Annotated in this window: 21 protein-coding genes; 6 read left to right on the top strand and 15 right to left on the bottom strand. The window is 64.2% G+C overall.

Translation table 11 applies throughout. From position 1 onward, the window contains the following. Positions 1–61 precede the first annotated feature (61 nt). The gene (locus ACJ8QI_RS12215) at positions 62–1,177 is read left to right on the top strand and encodes a glycosyltransferase family 9 protein (RefSeq protein WP_308343544.1); all 1,116 of its coding nucleotides are present in this window, start codon (positions 62–64) and stop codon (positions 1,175–1,177) included. Here the strand turns inward: ACJ8QI_RS12215 and ACJ8QI_RS12220 are convergent. Together ACJ8QI_RS12220 and ACJ8QI_RS12225 are read right to left on the bottom strand one after the other, a co-directional pair. Next, on the bottom strand, positions 1,101–2,324 hold the full coding sequence (locus ACJ8QI_RS12220) for an O-antigen ligase family protein (protein ID WP_308344571.1): 1,224 nt from the start codon (positions 2,322–2,324) through the stop codon (positions 1,101–1,103). The genes ACJ8QI_RS12215 and ACJ8QI_RS12220 overlap by 77 nt on opposite strands. Beyond that, the gene (locus ACJ8QI_RS12225; RefSeq protein ID WP_060420392.1) at positions 2,302–3,210 is read right to left on the bottom strand and encodes a hypothetical protein; all 909 of its coding nucleotides are present in this window, start codon (positions 3,208–3,210) and stop codon (positions 2,302–2,304) included. The genes ACJ8QI_RS12220 and ACJ8QI_RS12225 overlap by 23 nt, the downstream gene beginning before the upstream one ends. A gap of 304 nt (positions 3,211–3,514) precedes the next feature. On the opposite strand from ACJ8QI_RS12225, the gene ACJ8QI_RS12230 reads away from it, so the two are divergent. Continuing rightward, complete coding sequence (locus tag ACJ8QI_RS12230) at positions 3,515–3,757, top strand: hypothetical protein (protein WP_025303447.1); 243 nt, start codon at positions 3,515–3,517, stop codon at positions 3,755–3,757. Between the two features lie 10 nt (positions 3,758–3,767). On the opposite strand, the gene ACJ8QI_RS12235 is transcribed toward ACJ8QI_RS12230, so the two are convergent. Continuing rightward, positions 3,768–4,397: an alanyl-tRNA editing protein gene (locus tag ACJ8QI_RS12235; RefSeq protein ID WP_442532563.1), complete on the bottom strand. Its 630-nt coding sequence runs from the start codon at positions 4,395–4,397 to the stop codon at positions 3,768–3,770. Between the two features lie 84 nt (positions 4,398–4,481). On the opposite strand from ACJ8QI_RS12235, the gene ACJ8QI_RS12240 reads away from it, so the two are divergent. Further along, positions 4,482–5,417, top strand: a complete 936-nt coding sequence (locus tag ACJ8QI_RS12240; RefSeq protein WP_442532564.1) for a LysR family transcriptional regulator — start codon at positions 4,482–4,484, stop codon at positions 5,415–5,417. On the opposite strand, the gene alkB is transcribed toward ACJ8QI_RS12240, so the two are convergent. Continuing rightward, a complete protein-coding gene (gene alkB, locus ACJ8QI_RS12245) occupies positions 5,400–6,047 on the bottom strand; it encodes a DNA oxidative demethylase AlkB (RefSeq protein ID WP_089194933.1) in 648 nt (215 codons plus the stop codon). The genes ACJ8QI_RS12240 and alkB overlap by 18 nt on opposite strands. 139 nt (positions 6,048–6,186) lie before the next feature. Between alkB and rarD the strand changes: the two genes are divergently transcribed. Continuing rightward, a complete protein-coding gene (gene rarD / locus ACJ8QI_RS12250; protein WP_442532565.1) occupies positions 6,187–7,065 on the top strand; it encodes an EamA family transporter RarD in 879 nt (292 codons plus the stop codon). 1 nt (position 7,066) lies between these two features. Here rarD and dhbA read toward each other — a convergent pair whose 3' ends face one another. From dhbA to citC, 11 genes are all read right to left on the bottom strand, one after another. Continuing rightward, complete coding sequence (gene dhbA / locus ACJ8QI_RS12255; RefSeq protein WP_147840141.1) at positions 7,067–7,825, bottom strand: 2,3-dihydro-2,3-dihydroxybenzoate dehydrogenase; 759 nt, start codon at positions 7,823–7,825, stop codon at positions 7,067–7,069. Between the two features lie 100 nt (positions 7,826–7,925). Then, positions 7,926–9,116, bottom strand: coding sequence for an isochorismate synthase (locus ACJ8QI_RS12260; RefSeq protein WP_442532566.1), 1,191 nt, complete (start codon positions 9,114–9,116; stop codon positions 7,926–7,928). A 189-nt stretch (positions 9,117–9,305) separates the two neighbouring features. Next, complete coding sequence (locus ACJ8QI_RS12265) at positions 9,306–9,998, bottom strand: 4'-phosphopantetheinyl transferase family protein (RefSeq protein WP_442532567.1); 693 nt, start codon at positions 9,996–9,998, stop codon at positions 9,306–9,308. 161 nt (positions 9,999–10,159) lie between these two features. Next, complete coding sequence (agp, locus tag ACJ8QI_RS12270) at positions 10,160–11,389, bottom strand: bifunctional glucose-1-phosphatase/inositol phosphatase (RefSeq protein WP_442532568.1); 1,230 nt, start codon at positions 11,387–11,389, stop codon at positions 10,160–10,162. A gap of 146 nt (positions 11,390–11,535) precedes the next feature. Beyond that, complete coding sequence (locus ACJ8QI_RS12275; protein ID WP_004940821.1) at positions 11,536–12,999, bottom strand: anion permease; 1,464 nt, start codon at positions 12,997–12,999, stop codon at positions 11,536–11,538. 25 nt (positions 13,000–13,024) lie between these two features. Then, entirely contained in the window at positions 13,025–13,909 is an 885-nt protein-coding gene (gene citG, locus ACJ8QI_RS12280) for a triphosphoribosyl-dephospho-CoA synthase CitG (RefSeq protein ID WP_442532569.1), read from the bottom strand. Continuing rightward, positions 13,890–14,438: a citrate lyase holo-[acyl-carrier protein] synthase gene (gene citX / locus ACJ8QI_RS12285; protein WP_033654921.1), complete on the bottom strand. Its 549-nt coding sequence runs from the start codon at positions 14,436–14,438 to the stop codon at positions 13,890–13,892. Before citX ends, citG begins: the two co-directional genes overlap by 20 nt. 3 nt (positions 14,439–14,441) lie before the next feature. Then, entirely contained in the window at positions 14,442–15,947 is a 1,506-nt protein-coding gene (citF, locus tag ACJ8QI_RS12290) for a citrate lyase subunit alpha (protein ID WP_004940815.1), read from the bottom strand. Further along, positions 15,947–16,867, bottom strand: coding sequence for a citrate (pro-3S)-lyase subunit beta (citE, locus tag ACJ8QI_RS12295; RefSeq protein ID WP_016927085.1), 921 nt, complete (start codon positions 16,865–16,867; stop codon positions 15,947–15,949). Before citE ends, citF begins: the two co-directional genes overlap by 1 nt. After that, the gene (gene citD, locus ACJ8QI_RS12300) at positions 16,851–17,159 is read right to left on the bottom strand and encodes a citrate lyase acyl carrier protein (RefSeq protein WP_019452464.1); all 309 of its coding nucleotides are present in this window, start codon (positions 17,157–17,159) and stop codon (positions 16,851–16,853) included. The genes citE and citD overlap by 17 nt, the downstream gene beginning before the upstream one ends. Next, positions 17,159–18,229, bottom strand: coding sequence for a [citrate (pro-3S)-lyase] ligase (gene citC, locus ACJ8QI_RS12305; protein ID WP_442532570.1), 1,071 nt, complete (start codon positions 18,227–18,229; stop codon positions 17,159–17,161). The genes citD and citC overlap by 1 nt, the downstream gene beginning before the upstream one ends. A 313-nt stretch (positions 18,230–18,542) precedes the next feature. On the opposite strand from citC, the gene dpiA reads away from it, so the two are divergent. After that, complete coding sequence (dpiA, locus tag ACJ8QI_RS12310) at positions 18,543–19,229, top strand: two-component response regulator DpiA (protein ID WP_021505854.1); 687 nt, start codon at positions 18,543–18,545, stop codon at positions 19,227–19,229. A gap of 102 nt (positions 19,230–19,331) precedes the next feature. Continuing rightward, positions 19,332–22,421, top strand: coding sequence for a beta-galactosidase (locus ACJ8QI_RS12315; protein ID WP_442532571.1), 3,090 nt, complete (start codon positions 19,332–19,334; stop codon positions 22,419–22,421). Positions 22,422–22,468: the final 47 nt, after the last annotated feature.

Raw genomic sequence — 22,468 nt, forward strand, 5'->3', positions numbered from 1 at the left:
CTTGTATGATACCACGCGGCGCCAGACGGTGGCCGCCGATCTCAAGCGGAAGCGAACTGCAATGTCTAAACAGTGGAAAATAGCGGCGGCCAACGCCGGTTTACGTCTCTATACCCGCATCGCGGGCAATTTCCGGCCCGCAGCGAGCTTCGATCCGCAGCAATCCTTTGAACGCATCGTGATTTTCTCCACCAGCGCCCTCGGCGATCTGATGTTCAATACGCCCGCCATCCGCGCACTGTGCGAACGCTATCCCGGCGCGCAAATCACGCTGGTCTCCAGCCATAAAAACCGGCAGCTGGTCGAAGGCAGCCCCTGCTTTCATGACGTGATTTACTGGGACCACAAGGCCAAAGACATGTTGGCCGTTATCCGGCGCCTGCGAAAAAACCGGCCGCAGCTGGCGGTCATCCTGCACTCGAAGGCGCCTTACGACGTGCTGGTCGCCATCGCCGCCGGTTGCCAATACCTGTTCAAAGACATTTACGGCAACAAACCGAGCGGCATGGAGCGCTGGCTGACCGGCGTCAGCCGCAGCACCGGCGGCCATTTGATTCAGCGCAAGCTGGATATGGTGGGGCAATTGGGATGCCGCACCGACAATCCCGACATGTTCATCCCGGTCGCTTTTCCCGCGCTGGCGAAACCGGCGGGCAAGATCCTGATCGGCTTTCAGATGGGCGCCTCCGAGACGCTGCGCCGTTGGCCGGTCGATCGCTTTGTTGAGCTGGCGCAACGGCTGCTGGCGCACTCCCCCGACTGTCAGGTCGAGTTGATTGGCAGCAAGGCGGAGCGCAGCCTCGAGCAGGAATTTATGGCGGGTTTGAGCGAGGAACAGCAACAGCGGGTGGTAAGCCATATCGGCACGACCACGTTACCGCAACTGCTGGCGACGATCGCCAATCTGCAGGTGCTGGTGACCGGCGATACCGGCCCGCTCCACCTCGCCGTAGCGTTGAAAACCGCCACCGTCAGCCTGTTCGTCACCGCTAACCCGCGGCATACCGGCCCCTATCAGGACAGCGAACGGCATCAGGTGATGCACGTGCCGGTTGACAGCGCCGCGCTAAGTGCCGCTGAGCGCCGCCAGCCGCTTAGTATTATCGCGGCGGAACAGGTGCTGGAGAAGACGCTGGCGGCGCTGTCGTCTGCACCGTCCCGATCGGCCGCCGTTTAGGCTGCGACAGCAGCAGCGCCAGCGGCAGCCAAAACAGGTACCAAAACTCCGCCGGATTGGCGATCACAAACATGCCCTGCGAACTGTAGAACACCAGCATAAACAGAAACAGGCCCGCCTCCCAGCGCCGCCCTGCGCGCCAGTGTGCGATGGCGAGCCGCGCGCCATATCCCAGCAGCGCCAGCAGCAACAGGAAACCCACACAGCCGCCCTTCAGCAACGCGCCGAGGTACAGGCTGTGCGTGGTGTGGTTCAGCTCGCCGGTGTAATTGAGAAAGTTAAGCTGCTTATCAAAGCCGTAGCCGAAGAACGGCGCCTGTTCGATCAGCGCCAGGCTGTGGCGCCAAATGCTGATGCGAACAAAGCTCTGTTGATACAGCTCGCCAAAACGCGTCAGCAACATTTCGCCGATCGCGCTGTAAACGACGGCAAGAACCACAGCCAGCGCGCCGGGCAACAGAAACCACAGCCACCGTCCCGGCCGGTGTCGATAAGGCATCGCCACCACCACCGCGAGCGCCAGTGCGATCAGCGGGCCGCGGCTTTGCGTCAGCACCATGAATGCCAGCAGCGGCGGGATAAAGCACAGCGCCGCTTTTTGCCCGGTATCGCGGAAAATCATCAGGCTCAACAAAATGGCGATGGCGGCGTAACCGGCCAGATCGATCACGTTGCTCGGCCCCGGATTGCGGGCGGTGGTTTCTCGCAGATGATAAATCGACGGGGCGTCGACCAGCGTCAGATACAGGCACAGCGCCGTCATGCCGGCCAGCATCGCCCACTGCAGTTGGTGACGCCGCTCACCGTCGAGCAGCGTCACCAGCCAGGCGAGGTAGAGCAGGATATAGGCGCTGTGGGTCAGGGCCGACGGCATGTCGCCCGGCGTCTCGCCCCACAGCGCGCTGAGGGAATAATAAAGCAAAAATATCAGCGCCAGCCCGCCGCCCCAGCGCGCCTGACGATTGGCCCACAGCTGCCGCCGCAGCGGCGGCCAGGTGAATACGGCGGCCAGCCACAGCAGCGCCGCCAAATGAAACAGGTTGTTGACGCGGGTCTGCCCGCAAAAGATCGCGCTGAAAAACGCGAAGGCTAAAAACAGCGCGCTGCCGAAGCGATAACACCGCTCAGGCTTGCTGAAAGTAAACATTGCCGTCCACCTTCTCGAAGATATCGCTGCCGATAGCGCTGTGCAGGGAGAGGTTTTTTATCGCGATCTGCTGCTTTTTCATGATCGCGCCGGCGTGTCGAAAAGCGGGGATCACCAGCGACTCCACCTTGTCCGCCAGGAACGTGGGCAACCGATCCTGCTCCGTTTCGTAAAAGCGCGGCTGGTGGAAGTTGTTCATGTCCAGCCCGGCGATAAACAGCTGCTTGAAGCCGAGATAGGCGATAATTTGCAGCGCCCAATAGGCCACGGTGCCGGCATCGAAAATGCCGCAGCGGATATCCTGGCTAAAGCCGAGCATGCGGCTCTCGGCGGCAAAAACCACGCCGTTTTCCCGGCAGTAGTGCTCCCACAGCGCGCCGCTGTCGATCCGGGGGCGGTAAATCTTGCAGGCCGCGTCTTCGACGATCGCCAATCGGCAACCGATCGCCGCCGGGCCAAAGCGATCGAGAATGCGCGCCACGCCGTGCACGGTGGTGAACAGCGTCAGCTCAGGCCGTTGAATGACGTCGCGCACGATCTCTGGGCGGCTGTCGATAAATCCCATGTCCACGATGACGTAGAAGCGAAAATCCACCTGCCGATGCAGAAAATAGGCGCCGTTGACCCCGATGGCGGGCATCGCGGGAATATTTTCGAAGCGCAGCGCCTTCACCGACGGGCCGGTAGCCGTCAGCAGCACCTCCCCCCGGCAGCTGCTGCGCAGTTCGCTCAGCGGGACGATCGGCACCGGCCGGTGCTTGTACCATAAGGCGGCGATTTCACCGCCTTCGCCACGCGCGATCTTCACGTAGGGCCAGAGGTTTTCGTTATGCCGATAAGGGCGCGCGTGGGAATAGCGGTAGACCTGCTTAAAAAAAGAGCCCATGGTGGCGATGTCCTATCCAGAGTGCGTGACGATACCTACAGAGGCATCTTTCTGTATGCTCAGAATTTAAAAACGTGTCAGCACTGGCCAGGCCGCACAGCGAGTATCTAAATATTCGTTTAATGAGGCAATTTTTGTAATTTGAATTATTAGTCAGCGTATCAGCAAGAGATATGTCGAAGTGTTAATTGAATGAGAAACTGTTGCAGCGCGTAAAAATAACGTGAGTGGCAGCAGCGCCGCCGCTTGGCATTGATGGGGTTTTGTTATAACGTATCACAACTTCAGCCAAAGGAAGACGACGATGAAAATCCAGCTGTCGCTGCTGTTTCTCAGCCTGCTGGCCGGCAAGGCCGCGGCGTTTCAGTCAAAAGTGCCCGAACCGCGCCCGGAACAGGCGCGCGCGGCGGAACAAAACATCGAAAATCTGTTTTACGGCTTTCACGCCATGGACGCCCAGCCGGTGAACATCGGCAGCTGCGCGGCGGTGCCGGTAGCGGGATGCCAATGCGCGTTCTGCACCCAGCTGCGGCAGGCCGGGCGCTGAAGCCCCTTATTCAACTCAGCTCATACTGCACGATCAGCTGCCCTTTCTTCATCTTTACGCCGGTGATCGCAATTGCCCCCACCTCCGCCAGCGTGGCGACATGGGTGCCGCCGCAGCCGTAGGCGGGCAGTTCGCCGAAACCGACCTGGCGCATCCCCTCCACCGCCTGTTGGCGGCGGGGTAAATCGGCGGCGATCAAGCGCGCCAGCTCCGCCTGCAAAAAGTCCGCTTCTACCGTCTGCGCATCCGGCCCTGGCGTAAACGTGATGCGCCCTTCCCCCGGCCAATGATGCGCCTTGACCGGCCGCCAGCCTCGGGTTTCTCCCAGCCAGCCGATCAGATGCCCGCCGGAGTGCCAGCGGGCATGCAGCCGACGCTGCGCTTCATCGATTTGCATCGTGACCGGCCCGATCGGCAGCGGCGCGGCGGTAAAATGCACCACGGAGTCCCCCTGCTGTTGCACCCGCAGCACGGCGACGCCGCCTAACGCCCCTACGTCGGACGGCTGGCCACCGCCCTGTGGATGAAACAGCGTAGCGTCCAGCTCCACGGCGTAAGCGCCCGCCTCGGCCGACGCGCAGCTCAGCACCTGTGCCTGGCCCTGTACATCGTCGCTGTAGTAATAACGTCGTTCGGTCATCATTTTCTCCTCGGTTCGAAGAGCCATTATATTCATGTCATAATCGGAGGATAATCCGCCGACATCACAATGGACCTTTGCGTCATGAGCACAAATCTTTCTTACGCGCTGCTGCCCGAAATGGCCGTGTTCGTTCAGGTGGTAGAGAGCGGCAGCTTTTCCGCCGCCGCCCGCAAGCTGGGCGCTTCGCCTTCTGCCGTCAGCCGCAGCGTGGCGAAGCTCGAACAGGCGCTGGCGCTGCAGCTGCTGCACCGCACCACCCGCAAACTGCGGCTGAGCGAAAGCGGCGAAGAGGCGTTTGCGCACTGCCGCACCCTGCTGGCGGCGGCCGACGCGGTCATGGCGATCGGCGGGCGCGGCGCCGCGGAGCCCGAAGGGCTGGTCAGCGTCAGCGTACCCAAAGCGGTGGGCCGCTTCGTGCTGCATCCGCACATGCCGGAGTTCCTGCGCCGCTACCCGAAGGTGGACGTGAGGCTGCGGCTGGAAGATCGCTACATGGATTTGATCGACGATCGGGTCGATCTGGCGCTGCGCATTACCGATCGCCCGTCGCCCGGGTTGATCGGCCGCCAGTTGATGAGAATAGACCATCTGCTGTGCGCCACGCCTCACTACCTGGCGCAGCACGGCACACCGCAGCACCCGCACGATCTGGCGGCGCACAGCTGCATCTATCTGGGAGAAACGCCGAGCGACGCGCAATGGAAGCTCCGCCGCAGCGGCAAAACGGTGACGGTCAACGTGCGCGGCCGCTACGCCGCCAACCACACCGGCGTGCGGCTGGACGCGGTGAAACAGCATATCGGCATCGGCAGCCTGCCGTATTTTACCGCCCGCCAGGCGCTCGACGACGGCGAGATCGTGCAGGTGTTGCCGGAATGGGATTTCCTCAGCAGCTATCACGGTGGCCTGTGGTTACTTTACGCGCCTAACCAGTATCTGCCGCCCAAACTGCGGGTGTTTATCGACTATCTCGTCGCCTGCCTGGCGCAGGAGCCGCAGCTAAAGCGCCTTGCGTAGCGTGATGTTGATGCGGTGCGGCCCCACCAGCGAGTGGTAGCCTTCCTTGACCGGCAGGATGCCGTGAAAACAGAGCCGCGATGGGCCGCCCCATACCACCACGTCGCCGTGCGCCAAGGGGATGCGCCGCGCCCGGTCGCTGCGTTGCAGCCCGCCGAACTGAAACACCGCCGGCAGCCCGAGCGACACCGAGACGATCGGCGCACCGAAGTCGTGCTCGTCTTTATCCTGATGCAGCGACAGCTTGCTGCCCGGATCGTAACGGTTCATCAGGCAAGAGTCCGGCACGAAGGGGCCGAAGCCCGCCTGCTGCGCGGCTTCGTCCGCCAGCGCCATCAGGATAGGCGGGATCGGCGGCCAGCGTTTGCCGCTGCGCGCGTCGCGTTCCGAGTAACGGTAGCCGCGGCTGTCGCTGGTCCAGCCGTTGCCGCACCAGCTCATCGCCACCGACATCACATGCCCGCCGGGGGTGGTCAAATGCCGCCACGGCACCTGGGCGACGACGCCCTGCACCGCCGCCAGCAGTTCCGGCCCGTGATCGCGCACGAAGCCGTGCATCACCACCGCGCCGGGGGCGATCTCTTCGCGCCACGGCGGCGGCAGCGCGTCTTCAAAAAGATCGATTGTCATCGCCACAACCTGTATGAATACACAGCAATCATTGTAACCCGCCGCCGCCGATTGTCCAGCGCCCGGCAATGCCATTGTCGTTGGCGGCAAATTTCTCTACAGTAGCCGCCATAAAATCAATCACTCACCAGGAATGCGTGTGATTAAGGGCATCACTCTTTCGGTCGTCGCCTCCATCCTGTTCGGCGCGATGTATTACTTCACCTCTACCCTCACCCCGCTGAACGGCGAGCAGGTCTACGGCTGGCGCACGCTGCTGACGCTGCCGTTCCTGACGCTGTTTATGGCGCTGTCCGGCGATTGGCGCAAGGTGGGCGACACGCTGGCCTGGATCGGCCAACGGCCGCAGCGCCTGCTGGGCCTCCTGCTCACCTCGGCGCTGCTGGGGGTGCAGCTGTGGCTGTTCCTGTGGGCGCCACTGCACGGCAAGGCGCTCGACGTATCGCTCGGCTATTTTCTGCTGCCGCTGACCATGGTGCTGGCGGGCCGTTTGATCTACCGCGATCGGCTGTCGCTGCTGCAAACGCTGGCGGTGGCGTGCGCCATGGTGGGGGTAGGCAATGAGCTGTATCAGGCGGGCGGCGTCTCGTGGCCGACGCTGGTGGTGGCACTGGGCTATCCGCTCTACTTTATTTTGCGGCGGCGTTTCGGCACCGACAATCTCGGCGGGCTGTGGTGCGAGCTGGCGCTGATGCTGCCGGCGGCGGCCTGGTTCGCCTTCGGCGACGGCGGCGCAGCGGCGCTGCAGATCAATGCCGAGCTGTATTGGCGCATTCCGCTGCTCGGCGTCATCAGCGCCGTGGCGCTGGTGTGTTACATCCTCGCCAGCCGCCTGCTGCCGTTCAGCCTGTTCGGCCTGCTGAGCTATGTGGAGCCGGTGCTGCTGGTGATCGTCGCGCTGCTGCTCGGCGAGAGCATCAGCCAAAGCGAATGGCCAACCTATCTGGCGATCTGGCTGGCGGTACTGCTGCTGGCGGCGGAAGGCGCGCAGCACCTGCTGCGCCGCCAGCGGGTCTGACTCAGGCGGCCAGCGTGGCGCCGCCGTCGATCACGATGTCCTGCATGGTGATGTGGCTGGCCAAATCGGAGGCCAGGAACAACACCGCGTTGGCGATCTCATCCGGGCGGGCGATTTTGCCCAGCGGGATCCCCAGCTTGAACATCTCGGGGAAGCCGGCGATGGTGCGTTGCTGCGCGTCGTCGGTCTGCCACATGCCGCGCTGCATCGGCGTGTCGGTCGAGCCCGGCGACACCAGATTGCAGCGCACGCCGAACGGCGCCATCTCCAACCCCACACAGTGGTTCAGGCTGGTCAGCGCCGCCTTGGAGGCGCAGTAGGCCGCCATCTGCGCGCGCGGCACGTGCGCGGCGTTGGAGCCGATGCTGACGATCGCTCCGCTGCGCTGCGCCTTGAAGTGCGGCAGCACGGCGCGGAACAGGTAAAACGCCCCCGAGGCGTTGACGTTGATGCACTGATGCCAGTCATCCACGCTCAGATCTTCGGTATTGCCCATGCGCAGAATGCCGGCGGCGTTGATCAACACGTCCAGTCGCGGGTTCTCCGCCAGCTGTTGGCGGCACACCGCCTCCACCTGCTCCGGCCGGCTGATGTCCAGCGTCACGCAAGGGTAAGGCAGATCAGGGTTGGCGAACTCGCGGTCAAATCCCACCACCTCGGCGCCCTGCGTCAAAAAATGCCGGGCGATCTGCTCGCCGATGCCGCGCGCCGCGCCGGTCACCCACACGCGTTTGCCGGTGAAATCCATCTGAATGCTCATGCGCACACCGCCATCCGGGCACGCTGCCGGGTCATGTTGTTGTTCATCGTTGTCTCCTGCGAAAGCGTATGACGCGGCGCGCACGGCGCCGCAAAGAGGCCTACAGCGCGCCGCTGTTCAGGCCGAAAGCGTTGAGCATGGTGCCCAGTTTGGCGGCGGTTTCCATCCACTCGGACTGCGGTGTCGAAGCGGCGACGATGCCCGCGCCGGCGAACAGCCGCACCCGGTTGCCGCGCAGCAGGCCGCTGCGGATGACGATCGCCCACTCGCCGTCGCCGTTGGCGTCGCACCAGCCGACGATGCCGCTGAACAGGCCGCGATCGTGTGGTTCCAGATCGGCGATCAGTTGGCGGGCGCTCTCGGTCGGGAAGCCGCACAGCGCCGGCGTCGGATGCAGCAGGCAGGCCAGCTGCATCACGTTGAGATTCGGGTTCAGCAGCTCGCCGCGAATGCGGGTGGACAGGTGCCACATGGTGCCGGTGCTGAGCAGCGACGGGCCGCTGGGCACGCTCAGGCTGGCGCACAATGGCGCCAGGTGGCGGCGAATGTCGTCGATCACCAGCTTGTGTTCGTATTTGTCTTTGGTCGAGCGCATCAGGCGCTCGCTGCCAAGGCGATCCTGCTGCGGATCGTCCTGACGGCGCGCCGAGCCCGCCAGCGGATTGGTGTGGATCTCGCCGCCCTGCTTGCGGATCAGCAGTTCCGGGCTGGCGCCGATCAGCACGCCGCCATCGGCCAGCGGCAGGGAAAAGTGGTAACCGCTCGGGTTCTGCACCATCAGGTTATTGAGGATCTGGTGGCCCGCCACCGGCTGCTCCAGCTCGATGTCGAGGATGCGCGACAGCACCGCCTTGTCCAGCTTGCCCTGTTTAAAGCGGCTGACCGCTTCCGCCACCGCATGCTTGAAGCGCGGCTCGTCCGGAATGCTGGTGCAGGCGGCCAGGCGATGCGGCTGTTGCAGCATCGGGCGCGCGGCGCGGGTAAAGCTGTCGTTGGCGACAAACTGGCAGTTTTCAGGCACGTACAGGCTGGAAGGCCGACGCGTATCGAACGGAATGGCGCCCACCACCACCGGCGTCTCCTGGCCGGCGGCTTTGGCGCGCGCCAGCGCCTGGCGGATATGCTGCGCCAGCGCGCTGCTTTCCTGCTCGCCGCCAAACGCCGGCGTCTCGATACGCTCGAACACGCCATCGGCGGAGAGGGAACGGAATTCGGACCGGTACAAAAAGGTCGATTGTTCGGCGTACACAAACCCGGGGAAGGTTTGGTTTTCTGTCGTCAGTGTCGCCACTAGACCACTCCTTTGTTGCGCCTTACCAATGATAATGTTTATGCGAATAATTATCATTAGCCATAAAAGGAGGATAAATTACACCGGATCCCCACCGTGGGTCAATCTCCGATGAATGAATCTTTCCGCCCGCTGCGGCAAATCCGCGTTACGGCAAAGTAAGAAATAACACACTGTTATTATTGTGTTTTAGCAGAAAATAAAAGTCGTGACATCGTCACCTTCACGCCAAAAACGCCCGTTAAACCGGCGGCCGGCGGGGCAATTTGGCGTCAACGCCTTAAGCAGCGCTAATACAAACGTCTGCCGCTGCATATCCACGGCGACCATGCGCGCATCGAGAAAATCGAAGTAACAGCGCACCTGCGGATAAAGCGCCTTGAACAGGCTCTCTTTGGCGGAAAACGTCAGCGTCAGCAGTTCATTGAACGGCAGCGCCTCGCGCAGCAACGCCTCGCGCTCCGCCGGGGAAACGATCGCCCCCCACAGCTCCTGCGCCCGCACGTCGGAGAGCAGCGTCTCCACATCCAGCCCCACGCCGCCCAGCCCGCTCTCGCGGTGCACGGCGCACAACGCGGTATCCGAATTATGGCTCAGCGCCCCGGCGATGCCCGGCGGCCACTGCGGCGCACGATCTTCGCCGCGCGCCAGCGTGAAGTCGGCAAAACCGAGCGGCGCCAACAGTTGCCGCGCCAGAACACGCCCGGCCAGATACTCCGCACGGCGCTTCGGCACCGCACGCGCCAGATGATCCGGCAGCGCAAAGCCCGCCTCGGGAAAACGCTCGTCGCGATACTCCGCCAGCGCAAAATGGCAGCGCGCCACCTGGCCCGGATAGCCGTCCGGCGTGAAAAATTCGATATTGCGGATAAAAGTGGGCAACGGCGGTATCCATGATAAACAGGCAGGCTGATGATGTTAGCCCCCGAAACGGCCTGCAACAATGACCCTGGGCAAAATAAATGGCGTTAAGGCCTGCGTGGCGGCGCGTTAGCCGGGATGGGGAGAGGCCTCTCCCCCGCGCGCGGGAGAGAGGCTGGGCATTACAAGATGCCTTTCATGGTCTTTTCGAAATCGCTCCAGGCGCAGAAGCCGTCTTTGTCGATCGGGCAGCCTTTCAGCGCCAGCGTTACTCGCTGCGGCGGGGTTTGCAGCGTCAGCGGCGTCGCCTTGCGCAGCTGTTCGGTGGACTGATAGACGTACTCGATCTTCAGCAGTTCACGGTCGTTCTGCGCGTCGCGCCAGCGCTGGAACACCAGTTTGCCGCCGATCGGCGTTTTCTCGTATTGCTGCGGCAGCTGATACGGCTGGAACTGCATGGCCGACAGCAGCGAGGCAATATTGGAATCGTGGCCGACCAGCACCGTCAGCTTCGGCGCGTCCGGTTTGCGCTCGCCGAGCAGCGCGTTGTTGATGTAGGTCAGCAGCGGCTTGGCGACGTTCTGCGCCACCACCGGCGAGGTGAACAGCGAGTCCTGATAGCCGTCTTTCAGCTGCGCCAGCTGCTGCCACTGGTGCGGGGTGGCGATTTTGCCCCAGGCCACCTCTTTCATCGGGAAACCTTCGTAATACTGCAGCATAAAGGCGTCCACCAGCGAGTTGCCCACCCGCAGCGGGCCGGAGACGCCCGGCTCTTTGCCCGGCACCGCGCTCATCACGCTGGCTTCTTTGGTCAGATCACAGTGTTTGTCGGTCTTGCAGGCGGCGGAATCCTTGTAGTCGATGATCTTCGCCAGCTGTTGGTAAGAGGCGTCCAGCTTCAGCGAGCCCAGCGCGGCGTTCATCGCCGCCAGCGCCTGCTGGTTGAAGGCCTCGCTGGTGTCGGTGATGATCGGGTTGAAGGTCGGATCCATCTCGCCCATCTTGTCCTGATGGTGCACGCTGACGTCGCAGCCGGGGAACGCGCCGTTGCTGAAGAACTGCGCGGTGGCGACCGTGCGCTGCAGGCTGTTGGCGTAGACGTACACGCTGCCGGCGGTCGGGCAGCCCTCTTGCGGCAACAGGCCGGTCTGCTTCAGCCAGGCGTTGAAGTAGTGCCCCATATACACTTCCAGCACCCCGCCCTTGGTGGTCAGCTGGCCGCCCGGCGTTTCCCAGGCCGGCCAGGCCTTCGGCGTAGACTGCGCCAGCACGCTGCCGTTGTTGGCCAGCGGCGCGCGCAGGTTATGGCGGCTCATGACCAGCGCCTGTTCCAGCTGATAACCGCCGGCTTCCGCCAGCGCGTTCCCGGTGAATAACAAAGGCAGGCACAGCAATAAGGTTTTTTTTCTCATCCGCAGAGGCTCCCGGAAAATGATTATTTTTAAGGTGTTAGCGTTTGCCCGAGTATGATGGCGGGGTTAGTGTGACAAGTGTGTGACAGGGTTCACGGGAAAGGATCGTAACCGCGGCCACCGGGCGGTGGCCGCGTGGCTTCAACTCAGTACCACAGGCTCATGATCGGCCAGCCGATCAGCAGCAGCGCGGCGATGTACACCACGCCGAGAATACCGCCCAGGCGCCAGTAGTCTTTCGACTTCACGTAGCCGCAGCCGTAGATGATCACCCCCGGGCCGGTGGCGTACGGCGTCAGCACGCCCATGATACCGATCGACAGCACCAGCAGCATCGACAGCTGCTCCATCGGCACGCCCGGCAACCCTTTGCCGACCGCCAGGATCACCGGCAGCATGGTGGCGGTGTGCGCCGACAGGCTGGCGAACAGGTAGTGGGCGAAGTAGAACACCAGCACCAGCGCCACCACCGTCATGTTCGGCGAGAAGCCGTCCAGGTGGGTGCTCATGGTCTGGGCGAACCAGTCGATAAAGCCGGAACGCGTCAGGCCGTTGGCCATCACCACCAGCGTCGCCAGGTTAACCAGCGTGTTCCAGGCGCTGGAATATTTGGTGATCTCTTTCCACGACACCACGTGCAGCGCCAGCATCAGCGACACCGCCAGCAGGCACACCGCGGTGGCATCCAGCATTTTGCCGCCGAACACCCACAGGCACAGGCTGAGCAGCACCAGGCCGATCAGGGTGTATTCCTTGCGCGTCAGCTTGCCCATTTCCCCCAGCGCGGTATCCGCCCAGGCGGCCACTTCGCTGCTGTGGGTCACGCCCGGTTTGTACAGGTAGTAGGAGATCAGCGGCGCGATGATCAGCAGCAGCAGGCCGACCGGCAGGAACGCCAGGAACCACTGCATCCAGCTGATGTGCACCCCGGCGATCTTGCCGACGAACTCGATGCCCAGCACGTTCGGCGCGGCGCCGGTGACGAACATCGAGGAGCTGATGCTGGTACCGACCACCATCATCCACATCAGGTAACCGCCGATACGGCGCGAGGAGGGATCGTTGGGGAAGGAATCGAACAGCGGCGGCAGGTTTTTCACCACCGGGAATACCGTGCCGCCGGTGCGCGCGGTGTTGGACGGCGTGAACGGCGCCAGCAGGATATCGATGATCACCACCGCATAGCCCAGCGTCAGCGTGCGCTTGCCCATGAACTTCACCAGGAACAGCGCGATGCGCCGCCCCAGCCCGGTGGCCTCGTAGCCCAGCGCGAAGATAAAGGCGCCGAACACCAGCCAGACGGTGGTGCTGGAGAAGCCCGCCAGCCCCCATTTCAGCGCCTCTTTACCGGCCTTGAAGCCCGGCTCCGCCAGCTCCTGCGCGCCGAACAGCACCCAGTTGGCGCTCAGCACGCTGACGGTCACTGCGATAAAGCTGATGGCGGTGGCCGGGATCGGCTCCAGAATCATGCCGACGATCATCGCCACGAAGATGGCGAAGTAGTGCCAGGCCTGCGGCGGCATGCCGTCGGGCACCGGTATCAATAACAGGATCGCGAGCACCGCCAGCGGCGCTATCGCTTTCCAGATCTTTTCCTGGGTTTGGGACATAGGGACTCTCCTGAAGGCTTGGTTATTATTCTTGGGCACCCAGCTGCGCCAGCAGCCAGGTCACTATCAACAGGTCGGCGCTGCCGCCGGGGCTGAGGTTGCGAGCGATGCAGTCGGCATCGAAGCGCCGCAGGCGCGCCAGACCCGCCTCCCCCGCCGAGCCGCCCTGCGCCAGCAGCAATGCCGCCCGGCGCCGCAGCCAGCGCAGCCCGTGCAGGCCGCCGCGCGAGGCGACGTTGGTGTCGTCGTTGTGGGCCATCAGCCACAGCAGGCTGTCCAGCAGCGCCCGCTGTTCGTCGCCATCGGCGACCAGCCGTTGCCGATACAGCGGCAGCGCGCCGTCAATGACCAGCCGGAAACCGGCCTCCGCCTCGCCGCGTGCGCCGCTCAACCCGTGCGCGGCGAACAGCCGCTGGCCGGCGGTCTGCCCCGCGTTGTTGCGCCGCAGCTCGCGATCCACCAGCCCCCGGCACATCGCCGCCACCTCGGCGCACAGCGCTTCGGCGCCGATGGCGCGGCCCTGCTGCTGCAGGCGGCCGAAGGCGGTGCACAGCAACCCGAGCGAGAACACGCTGCCCTTGTGGGTATTAATGCCGCCGGTGGCGCGGAACATCTGGTTTTCGCAGGCCAGGCCGAGCGGCCGCAGCCGCGCCAGCTGCTGCTCTGCCGGCAAAGCGGCGTCCTCGCGCCCGCGTTGGATAAAGCGCGGCAGCCACACGCCGATGGCGCGGGCGCTGCGATAGAAGTGCCCGAGATCCATGTCGCGGTGGGCGCCAGTGTTATGGCGATCCACCAGCCCCGGCTTGGGCGTGAGGTTGACTTCCACCAGCAGCGCGCGGAAAGCGGCGCGGGCGAAATCGCAGGCCGGTTCGGCACGGTGGGCGGGCAGGTTAATCGGCAGAGATCGCATCGTTGAACATCCTTTCCATTTCATGCAGCAGCTGCTCGCTGCTGTGCCGCCGCTGGCGGGCGCAGATCTTGGCCGGTTGGCCGCACAGCAGGCAGCGCCGTTCCGGCAGGCCGATGTCGCGGCGCGACAAAATGCGCCCCTGCGTATCCAGCACGTCGATATCCCACAGCCGGCCGATCGGGCGGCTCACCTCCAGCTGCATGGCGCAGTCCTTCACCCGCTGGGCATCGGCGCGCAGCGCGACAAACCCTTCGCAGCCGGTGGAGAGCGCCAGCGCCTCGGCCTGCGGGCTGGGCCAACCCTGTTCGGCGCACAGTCGCAGCAGCGCCGCCCACCCTAGGTTGAAGATGCCGCGCGTCAGCGCGCTGTCCTTCACCGGGCCGGGCACCACCAGCGTCAGCACCAGCAGCGTGCACTCGTGCTGCGCCAGCCACGCCTGCTGGCGCGCCTGACGGCATTCGCGGCTGGTGAGCAGCTCCGGCAGGCTGACCGCGCGTTCAGCAGCCAGTTGGGGATCGACGGCGGCCATCGCTTACTCCGCCACCTGATGCACCACGTCGATCACCGAGCCGTCGCGGTAGCGCACCACCGCCACCACCTTGTCGGTAAAGGCGATCGGCTGCGGTTCGCCGGTCAGCTGCAGCGCACGGGCGCGCAGCCAGTCGATGCTCACCACCTCGAGGCCGGCCTCCCGCAGACGCTGCGCCAGCTCCGGCCGCGCCGGGTTGACGGCGATGCCGTGGTCGGTCACCAGAATGTCGATGCTGGAGCCCGGCGTGACGCAGGTAGTCACCTGCTCCACCAGCGTCGGGATGCGCCCGCGCACCAACGGCGCAACGATGATCGCCAGCCGCGCGGCGGCGGCGGTGTCGCAGTGGCCACCGGACGCGCCGCGCAGCACGCCGTCGGAGCCGGTCAGCACGTTAACGTTGAAGCCGGTGTCGATTTCCAGCGCGCTCAGCACCACCACGTCGAGCCGATCAACAGAGGCGCCCTTGGAGCTGAAGTTGGCGTACTGGTTGGCGCTGATTTCGATATGGCGCGGGTTGCGCGCCAGCGAGGTCGCCGCCGCCCGATCGAAGCTCTGCACGTCCAGCAGCTTGCCGATCAGCCCTTTCTCGTGCAGATCCACCATGGTCGAGGTGATGCCGCCGAGGGCGAACGCGGCGCGAATGCCGCGGGCGCGCATCTTGTCCTCCAGGAACCGGGTCACCGCCAGCGAGGCGCCGCCGGTGCCGGTTTGCAGCGAGAAGCCTTCGGTGAAGTAGCCGGAACCGGCGATCACCTCGGCGGCGCGGCGGGCGATCAGCAGCTCGCGCGGGTTCGAGGTCATGCGCGTGGCGTCAGCGCCGATCTTGTCGGCGTCGCCCACCCGCTCCAGCTGCACGATCAGATCCACCCGATCCTGCGCCAGGCTGGCGGGATGATGCGGATACGGCACCAGTTGCTCGGTCAGCAGCACCACGGTGCCCGCCGCCTCGGCGTCCACCCGCGCATAGCCGAGCGAGCCGCAGCAGGCTTCACCGCTGTAACCGTTGGCGTTGCCGAACTCATCGCAGGCCGGCACGCCGAGGAAGGCCACGTCTATCTTCAGCTCGCCGGATTCGATCAGATTGACCCGGCCACCGTGCGAGTGAATTTGCACCGGCTCCGCCAGCAGGCCGCGCGAAACGGCGTCCGCCAGCGGGCCGCGCAGCCCGGAGGTGTAAATGCGGCTCACCACGCCGTGGCGGATATGCTCAACCAGCGGCGCATGGCAGTCGGTCAGCGAGCTGGAGGCCAGCGTCAGGTTGCGGAACCCCATCGCCGCCAGCGTCTCCATCACCTGATTGAGGGTCAAATCGCCGCCGCGAAACGCATGGTGGAAGGAGATGGTCATGCCGTCCTGCAGCCCGCTGCGGCGCACCGCTTCCTGCAAGGAATCGCACAGCTTGAGATCGCGCGGTTTGCGCGCCTGCAGATTGGCTTTGGACACGTCCTGATAGCCCGGCAGATCCGCCGGGTTAGCGAAGGTCATCAATCGTTGTTGGCGGTTCATCATGCTTCCTCCCCGTGCTGCGCCGGTTCTTCCCGTAAGCCGGACAGCGCGGCGCGCTCCAGCACCAGCCGGGCGCGTTCAATCACCGGGCTGTCGACCATTTTTCCGTTGAGCGACACCACGCCGCGCCCTTCCCGCTCCGCCGCTTCGGCGGCGTCCACCACCCGCTGCGCGTGCGCCACCTCTTTGGCGGTCGGCGCGTACAGGTTGTGCAGCAGCTCAATCTGGCGCGGGTTGATCAGCGATTTGCCGTCGAAGCCGAGCTGTTTGATCAGCGCCGCTTCCTGCAGGAAGCCGGCTTCGTTATTGGCGTCGGAATAGACGGTGTCGAACGCCTGAATGCCGGCGGCGCGCGCCGCCTGCAGCAGCGAGCAGCGGGCGAACAGCAGCTCGATGCCCTCCGGCGAGCGCTCGGTGCGCAGGTTGCGCACGTAGTCTTCCGCCCCCAGCGCGATGCCGATAAGCCGCGGCGAAGCATGCGCGATCGCCACCGCATTGGTGATGCCCTGCGCCGATTCGATCGCTGCCAGCAGCCCGGTGCTACCGACCGGCCGGCCGCAGGCCGCTTCGATGGCGGCAATCTCGCGTTCCATGTCGACAACGTCCTGCGCGCTGTCGGTCTTCGGCAGGCGCACGATGTCCGCGCCGCCGCGCACCACCGCCTGCAGGTCCGCCAGGCCGTAGGCAGAGTCGAGCGCATTGACGCGCACGATGGTTTCCACCTCCTGGTACAGCGGGTGCTGCAGCGCGTGGTACACCAGCCGGCGCGCCGCGTCTTTTTCACGCAGGATCACCGAGTCTTCCAGATCGAACATCAGCGCATCGGCCTGGTAGATAAAGGCGTTGCTGACCATCGCCGCGTTGGCGCCGGGGACGAACAACATGCTGCGGCGCAGCCGGGTTTTATTCAGCGTTTTCATCTTTCGCCTCCCACGGCAGCTGGCCGCCCTCGCAGGCGCGCATCAGCGCGGTTTCCAGCCGGGCGCGCAGCACGCAGTCCAGCGCCCCCTTGTCGTCGACGATCACCTGCACCGGCTCCACCTCATAGCGCTGCAGCACCTCCAGCAGGGTGTGGCGGATCGCCGCGCCGAACTGTTTTTCCACGCTGCTGGCGATCAACAGATCGTGCTGCGGCCCCTCGGCGGGCGCGATGCGCACCATGACATCGCTGGATTCCAGCGTGCCGGCCATTGCTTCTCGGATAATTTTCATCATTCACCTGATTGTGCGGACTCAAAAGGATGCGGGGCCGCCTTGGCCCGGCGCTGCGTTTGCAGATCCTGCAGGTAGTACAGGGTGTCCGGCGGCACCAGCGGCGCGGCGGCGTGGAAGTCCCCCGCCGCCAGCAGCTTGCGCACCCAGGAGGCGGAGATCGCCGTGCCCTGATATTGCAAACGCTCGATTTCCACCAGCGCGATCGGCGGACTGGGCAGCGCCGGCGTTTCCAGCCAGTAGCGCATGTCGCGGTTATATTTCGCGGTCACCGCGCAAAACGGCTCGTTGCCGACGAAGCGGTGGGTAATGCCCAGCGCGGGCGCCAGATACTGGCGGAAGATCTTCAGATCGATTTCGGTGTAACAGTCGTCGGCCACGCCCTGATCCTTGATGAAGTAACAGGGGAAGGTGGCGCGCGAGATCACGTACTGCGAGCCTTCGTGTACCGTGAGGTTGGGAATATCGGCGGTGCCGGCCAGCACCAGCCGGCGGCGGTCTTCATAGCTGAAGCGCGAGGTGTTTTCCTTCACTAAAAACAGGTGCAGCCAGTCGCAGCGTTTGGCCGCCTGACGCACCAGATACTGATGCCCGCGGGTGAAGGGGTTGGCGTTCATCACGATGCTGCCGATGGTGTCGCCCGGCCGGCGCTGGCTCGCCAGCTGGGCGGCGTAGCGCTTCAGGCGGCACGGGCTGTTTTCCATCAGCACCACGATGCCCGGCACGGTGGCGATCGGGTAGAAACCGCATTGGCGGAACAGCTGCTCGTTCTGCACCTTGGTGTAGATAAACAGCTGAGTGTGGTGGCGCTCGTAGGCTAGGTTCACCAGCTCGGTCGCCAGCGCCAGCGCCAACCCTTCGCCGCGCATCAGCGGGCTGATGGCGACGCATTTGATAATATTGTCGGCGATGCCGCCGCAGGCGACCAATTTGTCGTGCTGGGTAACGGTAATAAATATTTCAACCGTGGTGTCGATATTCAGATCGTTACTGCGCAAGAAGGCGCTTATTTCCGAAATCGCTTTATGATCCGATCGCTTTACCCGATTAAATACGGCATCGCCTAACATAACACGCTCTCTGGGTTAACTGACAAACAACAAATTAAATACAAAAAGGCATTTTAATTAACATCAACAAGGGTAATTAAAACCTTAAAAACCATGGAGATAAACGCCGTTTCGCGTTCGATAAATCAATGGTAAACAGAAAAAAAACGCCGATTATTGACCTATTTCACAAACCGATTCCGGTTAATAAGTTATTTAATGTTCTTTATTTGCTTAATTAATCTTATGGTGTTTATTATTGAGATAATCTTTATTTAGCGCCGCAATTTACTTACATTCATTTAGCATCTTGATTGCAATAGTAGGTTTCATTATGGAATGGCTGAACATCCTGATCGTTGAAGACGAAACGCCGCTGGCGGAAATGCACGCGGAGTTTATCCGCCAGAACGGCGGCTGCCGCCAGATTTGGCTGGCCGGCACCCTGGCGCAGGCGCGCGCCATGACCGAGCGCTTCAAGCCGGACCTGATCCTGCTGGACAACTTTCTGCCCGACGGCCAGGGCATCACCCTGCTGCGCGAACTGACGCTGAGCGGGTATCGCGGCGGCATCGTGTTCATCACCGCCGCCAGCGACATGGCCACCGTGGCCGAGGCGTTGCGTTACGGCGTGTTCGACTACCTGATCAAACCGCTGGCCTATGACCGGCTGAGCCAGACCCTGCAGCGCTTCAGCCAGCGCCGCGAAGCGCTGAAGGACAAAGCGCGCCTCAACCAGCGCCGCATCGACGAGATGTTCAACACCTACGCCCGCGGCGAACAGCAGGCGGCGCTGCCCGCCGGCATCGACGAGCTGACGCTGGGCAAGGTCCGCGCGCTGTTTGCCGAACCCGCCGCGCGCCACACCGCTGAAAGCGTTGCGCAAAAAATGGGACTCAGCCGCACCACCGCGCGCCGTTATCTGGAGTTTTGCACCGCCGCGCAGCAGCTGCGCGCCGAGATCATTTACGGCAAGGTCGGCCGCCCACAGCGGATCTACCGCGCCGGCGAACCGCATTAACGGTTATTTGATCGCCCTTGCAAGGTTGCGTGTAACCGCTTTACTTTTTATGCGCCGGTCAGCATCTTGGTGAGCATCACCTAGCCGACTGGACGATCGCCGATGCCCGCTGCGCCCCTTGCTTCCCTGACCGAGATCCTCGCCCGCCGTGACTGGCAAAACCCGGCCTGCACCCACTACCGCCGGCTGGATGCCCACCCGCCGTTCGCCAGCTGGCGCACGGTGGAAGACGCGCGCGACGATGCCCCCAGCGCCAGCCGCAGGTCGCTGAACGGCGAGTGGCGCTTCAGCTATTTCCCGCGCCCAGAGGCGGCGCCGGAAGGCTGGCTGCAGCAGGATTTACCGGACGCCGCCCCGCTGGCGGTGCCGGGCAACTGGCAGCTCGCCGGCTACGATGCGCCGATCTATACCAACGTGCGCTACCCGTTCCCGGTCGATCCGCCGCGCGTGCCGGAAGACAACCCGACCGGCTGCTACTCGCGCACCTTCAGCGTCGATCCGGCCTGGCTGGCCGCCGGCCAGACGCGCGTCATCTTCGACGGCGTCAACTCGGCGTTCTATTTGTGGTGCAACGGCCACTGGGCCGGCTATTCGCAGGACAGCCGCCTGCCGGCGGAGTTCGATCTCAGCCCGTGGCTACAGGCGGGAGAAAACCGGCTGGCGGTGATGGTGCTGCGCTGGTGCGACGGCAGCTATCTCGAAGATCAGGACATGTGGCGCATGAGCGGCATCTTCCGCGACGTCAGCCTGCTGCACAAACCCGCCGCGCACCTGAGCGATGTGCGCATCACCACGCCGCTGCATGACCGCTTTACCCGCGGCGAACTGGTGGTGACGGCACGCGCCAGCCGGCCCGGCCCGCTGCAGGTGCAGGTTCAGCTGTGGCGCGATGGCGCGCGGGTGGCCGAACGCACCCAGCCGCTCGGCAGCGAGATCGTGGACGAGCGCGGCGCCCATGACGATCGCGTCACGCTGCGCCTGCCGGTAGAACGCCCGGCGCTGTGGAGCGCCGAAACGCCCGCGCTGTATCGCGCCACCGTCACCCTGCTCTCACCCGAGGGGGAGGTCATCGAGGTGGAGGCCTATGACGTCGGCTTCCGCCAGGTAGAAATCAGCGGCGGGTTGCTGAAGCTCAACGGGCAGCCGCTGCTGATCCGCGGCGTTAACCGCCACGAGCATCATCCGCGCCACGGCCAGGTGATGGACGAGGCGACGATGCGCCACGACATCCTGCTGATGAAGCAGCACAACTTCAACGCGGTGCGCTGTTCCCATTACCCCAACCATCCGCTGTGGTACCGGCTGTGCGACCGCTATGGGCTTTACGTGGTGGACGAAGCCAATATCGAGACCCACGGCATGCAGCCGATGAACCGCCTGGCTGACGATCCGCTGTGGCTGCCGGCGATGAGCGAGCGCGTCACCCGCATGGTGCAGCGCGATCGCAACCACCCTTGCATCATTATCTGGTCGCTGGGCAACGAGTCCGGCCACGGCGTGAACCACGACGCGCTGTACCGCTGGGTGAAAAGCCAGGATCCAACCCGCCCGGTGCAATATGAAGGCGGCGGCGCCGACACCGCCGCTACCGACATCATCTGCCCGATGTATGCCAGAGTGGATCAGGATCAGCCGTTCCCGGCGGTGCCCAAATGGGCGATCGGCAAGTGGATCGGCCTGCCGGAGGAACAGCGGCCGCTGATCCTGTGCGAATACGCCCATGCGATGGGCAACAGCTTCGGCGGCTTTGAGCGTTACTGGCGCGCGTTCCACCACTATCCGCGCCTGCAGGGCGGCTTTGTCTGGGACTGGGTCGATCAGGCGCTGATCAGGCGCGACGCCCAGGGCGAAGAGTACTGGGCCTACGGCGGCGACTTCGGCGATACCCCCAACGATCGCCAGTTCTGCCTGAACGGGCTGGTGTTCGCGGATCGCACCCCGCACCCGGCGCTGTTCGAAGCGCAGCGGGCGCAGCAGCTGTTCCGCTTCGCCTTCGACGCCGCCGCGCTGACGCTGACCGTCACCAGCGATTACCTGTTCCGCCACACCGACAACGAGCAGCTCAACTGGCGGCTGGAGCTGGACGGCGTGGAGCGCGCCAGCGGCAGCTTCGATCTGGCGCTGCCGCCGCAGGGCAGCGCTCGCTTCACCCTGCTCGATCGCCTGCCGATGCTGCACCAGCCCGGCGAGCTGTGGCTGAACGTGGAGGTGGTGCAGCCGCAGGCCACCGACTGGTCCGAAGCGCACCACCGCTGCGCCTGGGATCAGTGGCGGGTGCCGCGCGCGCTGCATCCCGCCCCGCCGCCGCCGCAGGGCGTGCCGCCCACGCTGATTGAAGACGATCAGGGGCTGACCCTCACCCACGGCGACCAGCGCTGGCGCTTCGAGCGCAGCAGCGGCCACCTGACGCAGTGGTGGCAGAATGAGCAGCCGCAGCTGCTGACGCCGCTGCGCGACGGCTTTGCGCGCGCGCCGATCGATAACGACATCGGCGTCAGCGAGGCGGACCATATCGATCCCAACGCCTGGGTCGAACGCTGGAAGCTGGCGGGCCTGTACCGGCTGGAGGAACGCTGCACGCGGCTGCAGGCCGATGCGCTGCAAAACGGCGTGCGGGTGGTGAGCGAACACCAGTTCGGCGTGGACGGGCAAATTTTGCTGCTTAGCCGCAAACAGTGGCTGTTCGATGCGCTGGGCGCGGTGAACGTGAGCGTGGAGGTCGAGGTGGCCGATACTCTGCCGCCGCCGGCGCGCATCGGCCTGCACTGCCAACTGGCGACGGTGCAATCGCAGGCGGAATGGCTGGGCCTGGGCCCGCACGAGAACTACCCGGATCGCCGCCTGGCCGCGCAGCACGGGCGCTGGCGCCTGCCGCTGGCAGATCTGCACACGCCGTATATTTTCCCCGGCGAGAACGGCCTGCGCTGCGACACCCGCAGCCTGCGCTACGGCGGCTGGCGCATCGACGGCCGCTTCCACTTCTCGCTCAGCCGCTACGGCCTGCCACAGCTGATGGCCTGCAGCCACCAGCATCTGCTGCAGCCGGAAGCAGGCACCTGGCTGCATCTGGACGGCTTCCACATGGGGGTGGGCGGCGACGATTCCTGGAGCCCGAGCGTGCACCGGGATTACCTGCTCACCGCCGGCGTTTACCGCTATCAGCTGCGCCTGCAGCGGGCGCCCGAGAGCTAAATCTGCCAAAAAACTCAACGGGTTGCGCATTCTGTAAGCAAACAGTC

The organism is Serratia sp. CY84636 (assembly GCF_052166245.1).
Lineage (GTDB): Bacteria > Pseudomonadota > Gammaproteobacteria > Enterobacterales > Enterobacteriaceae > Serratia > Serratia nevei.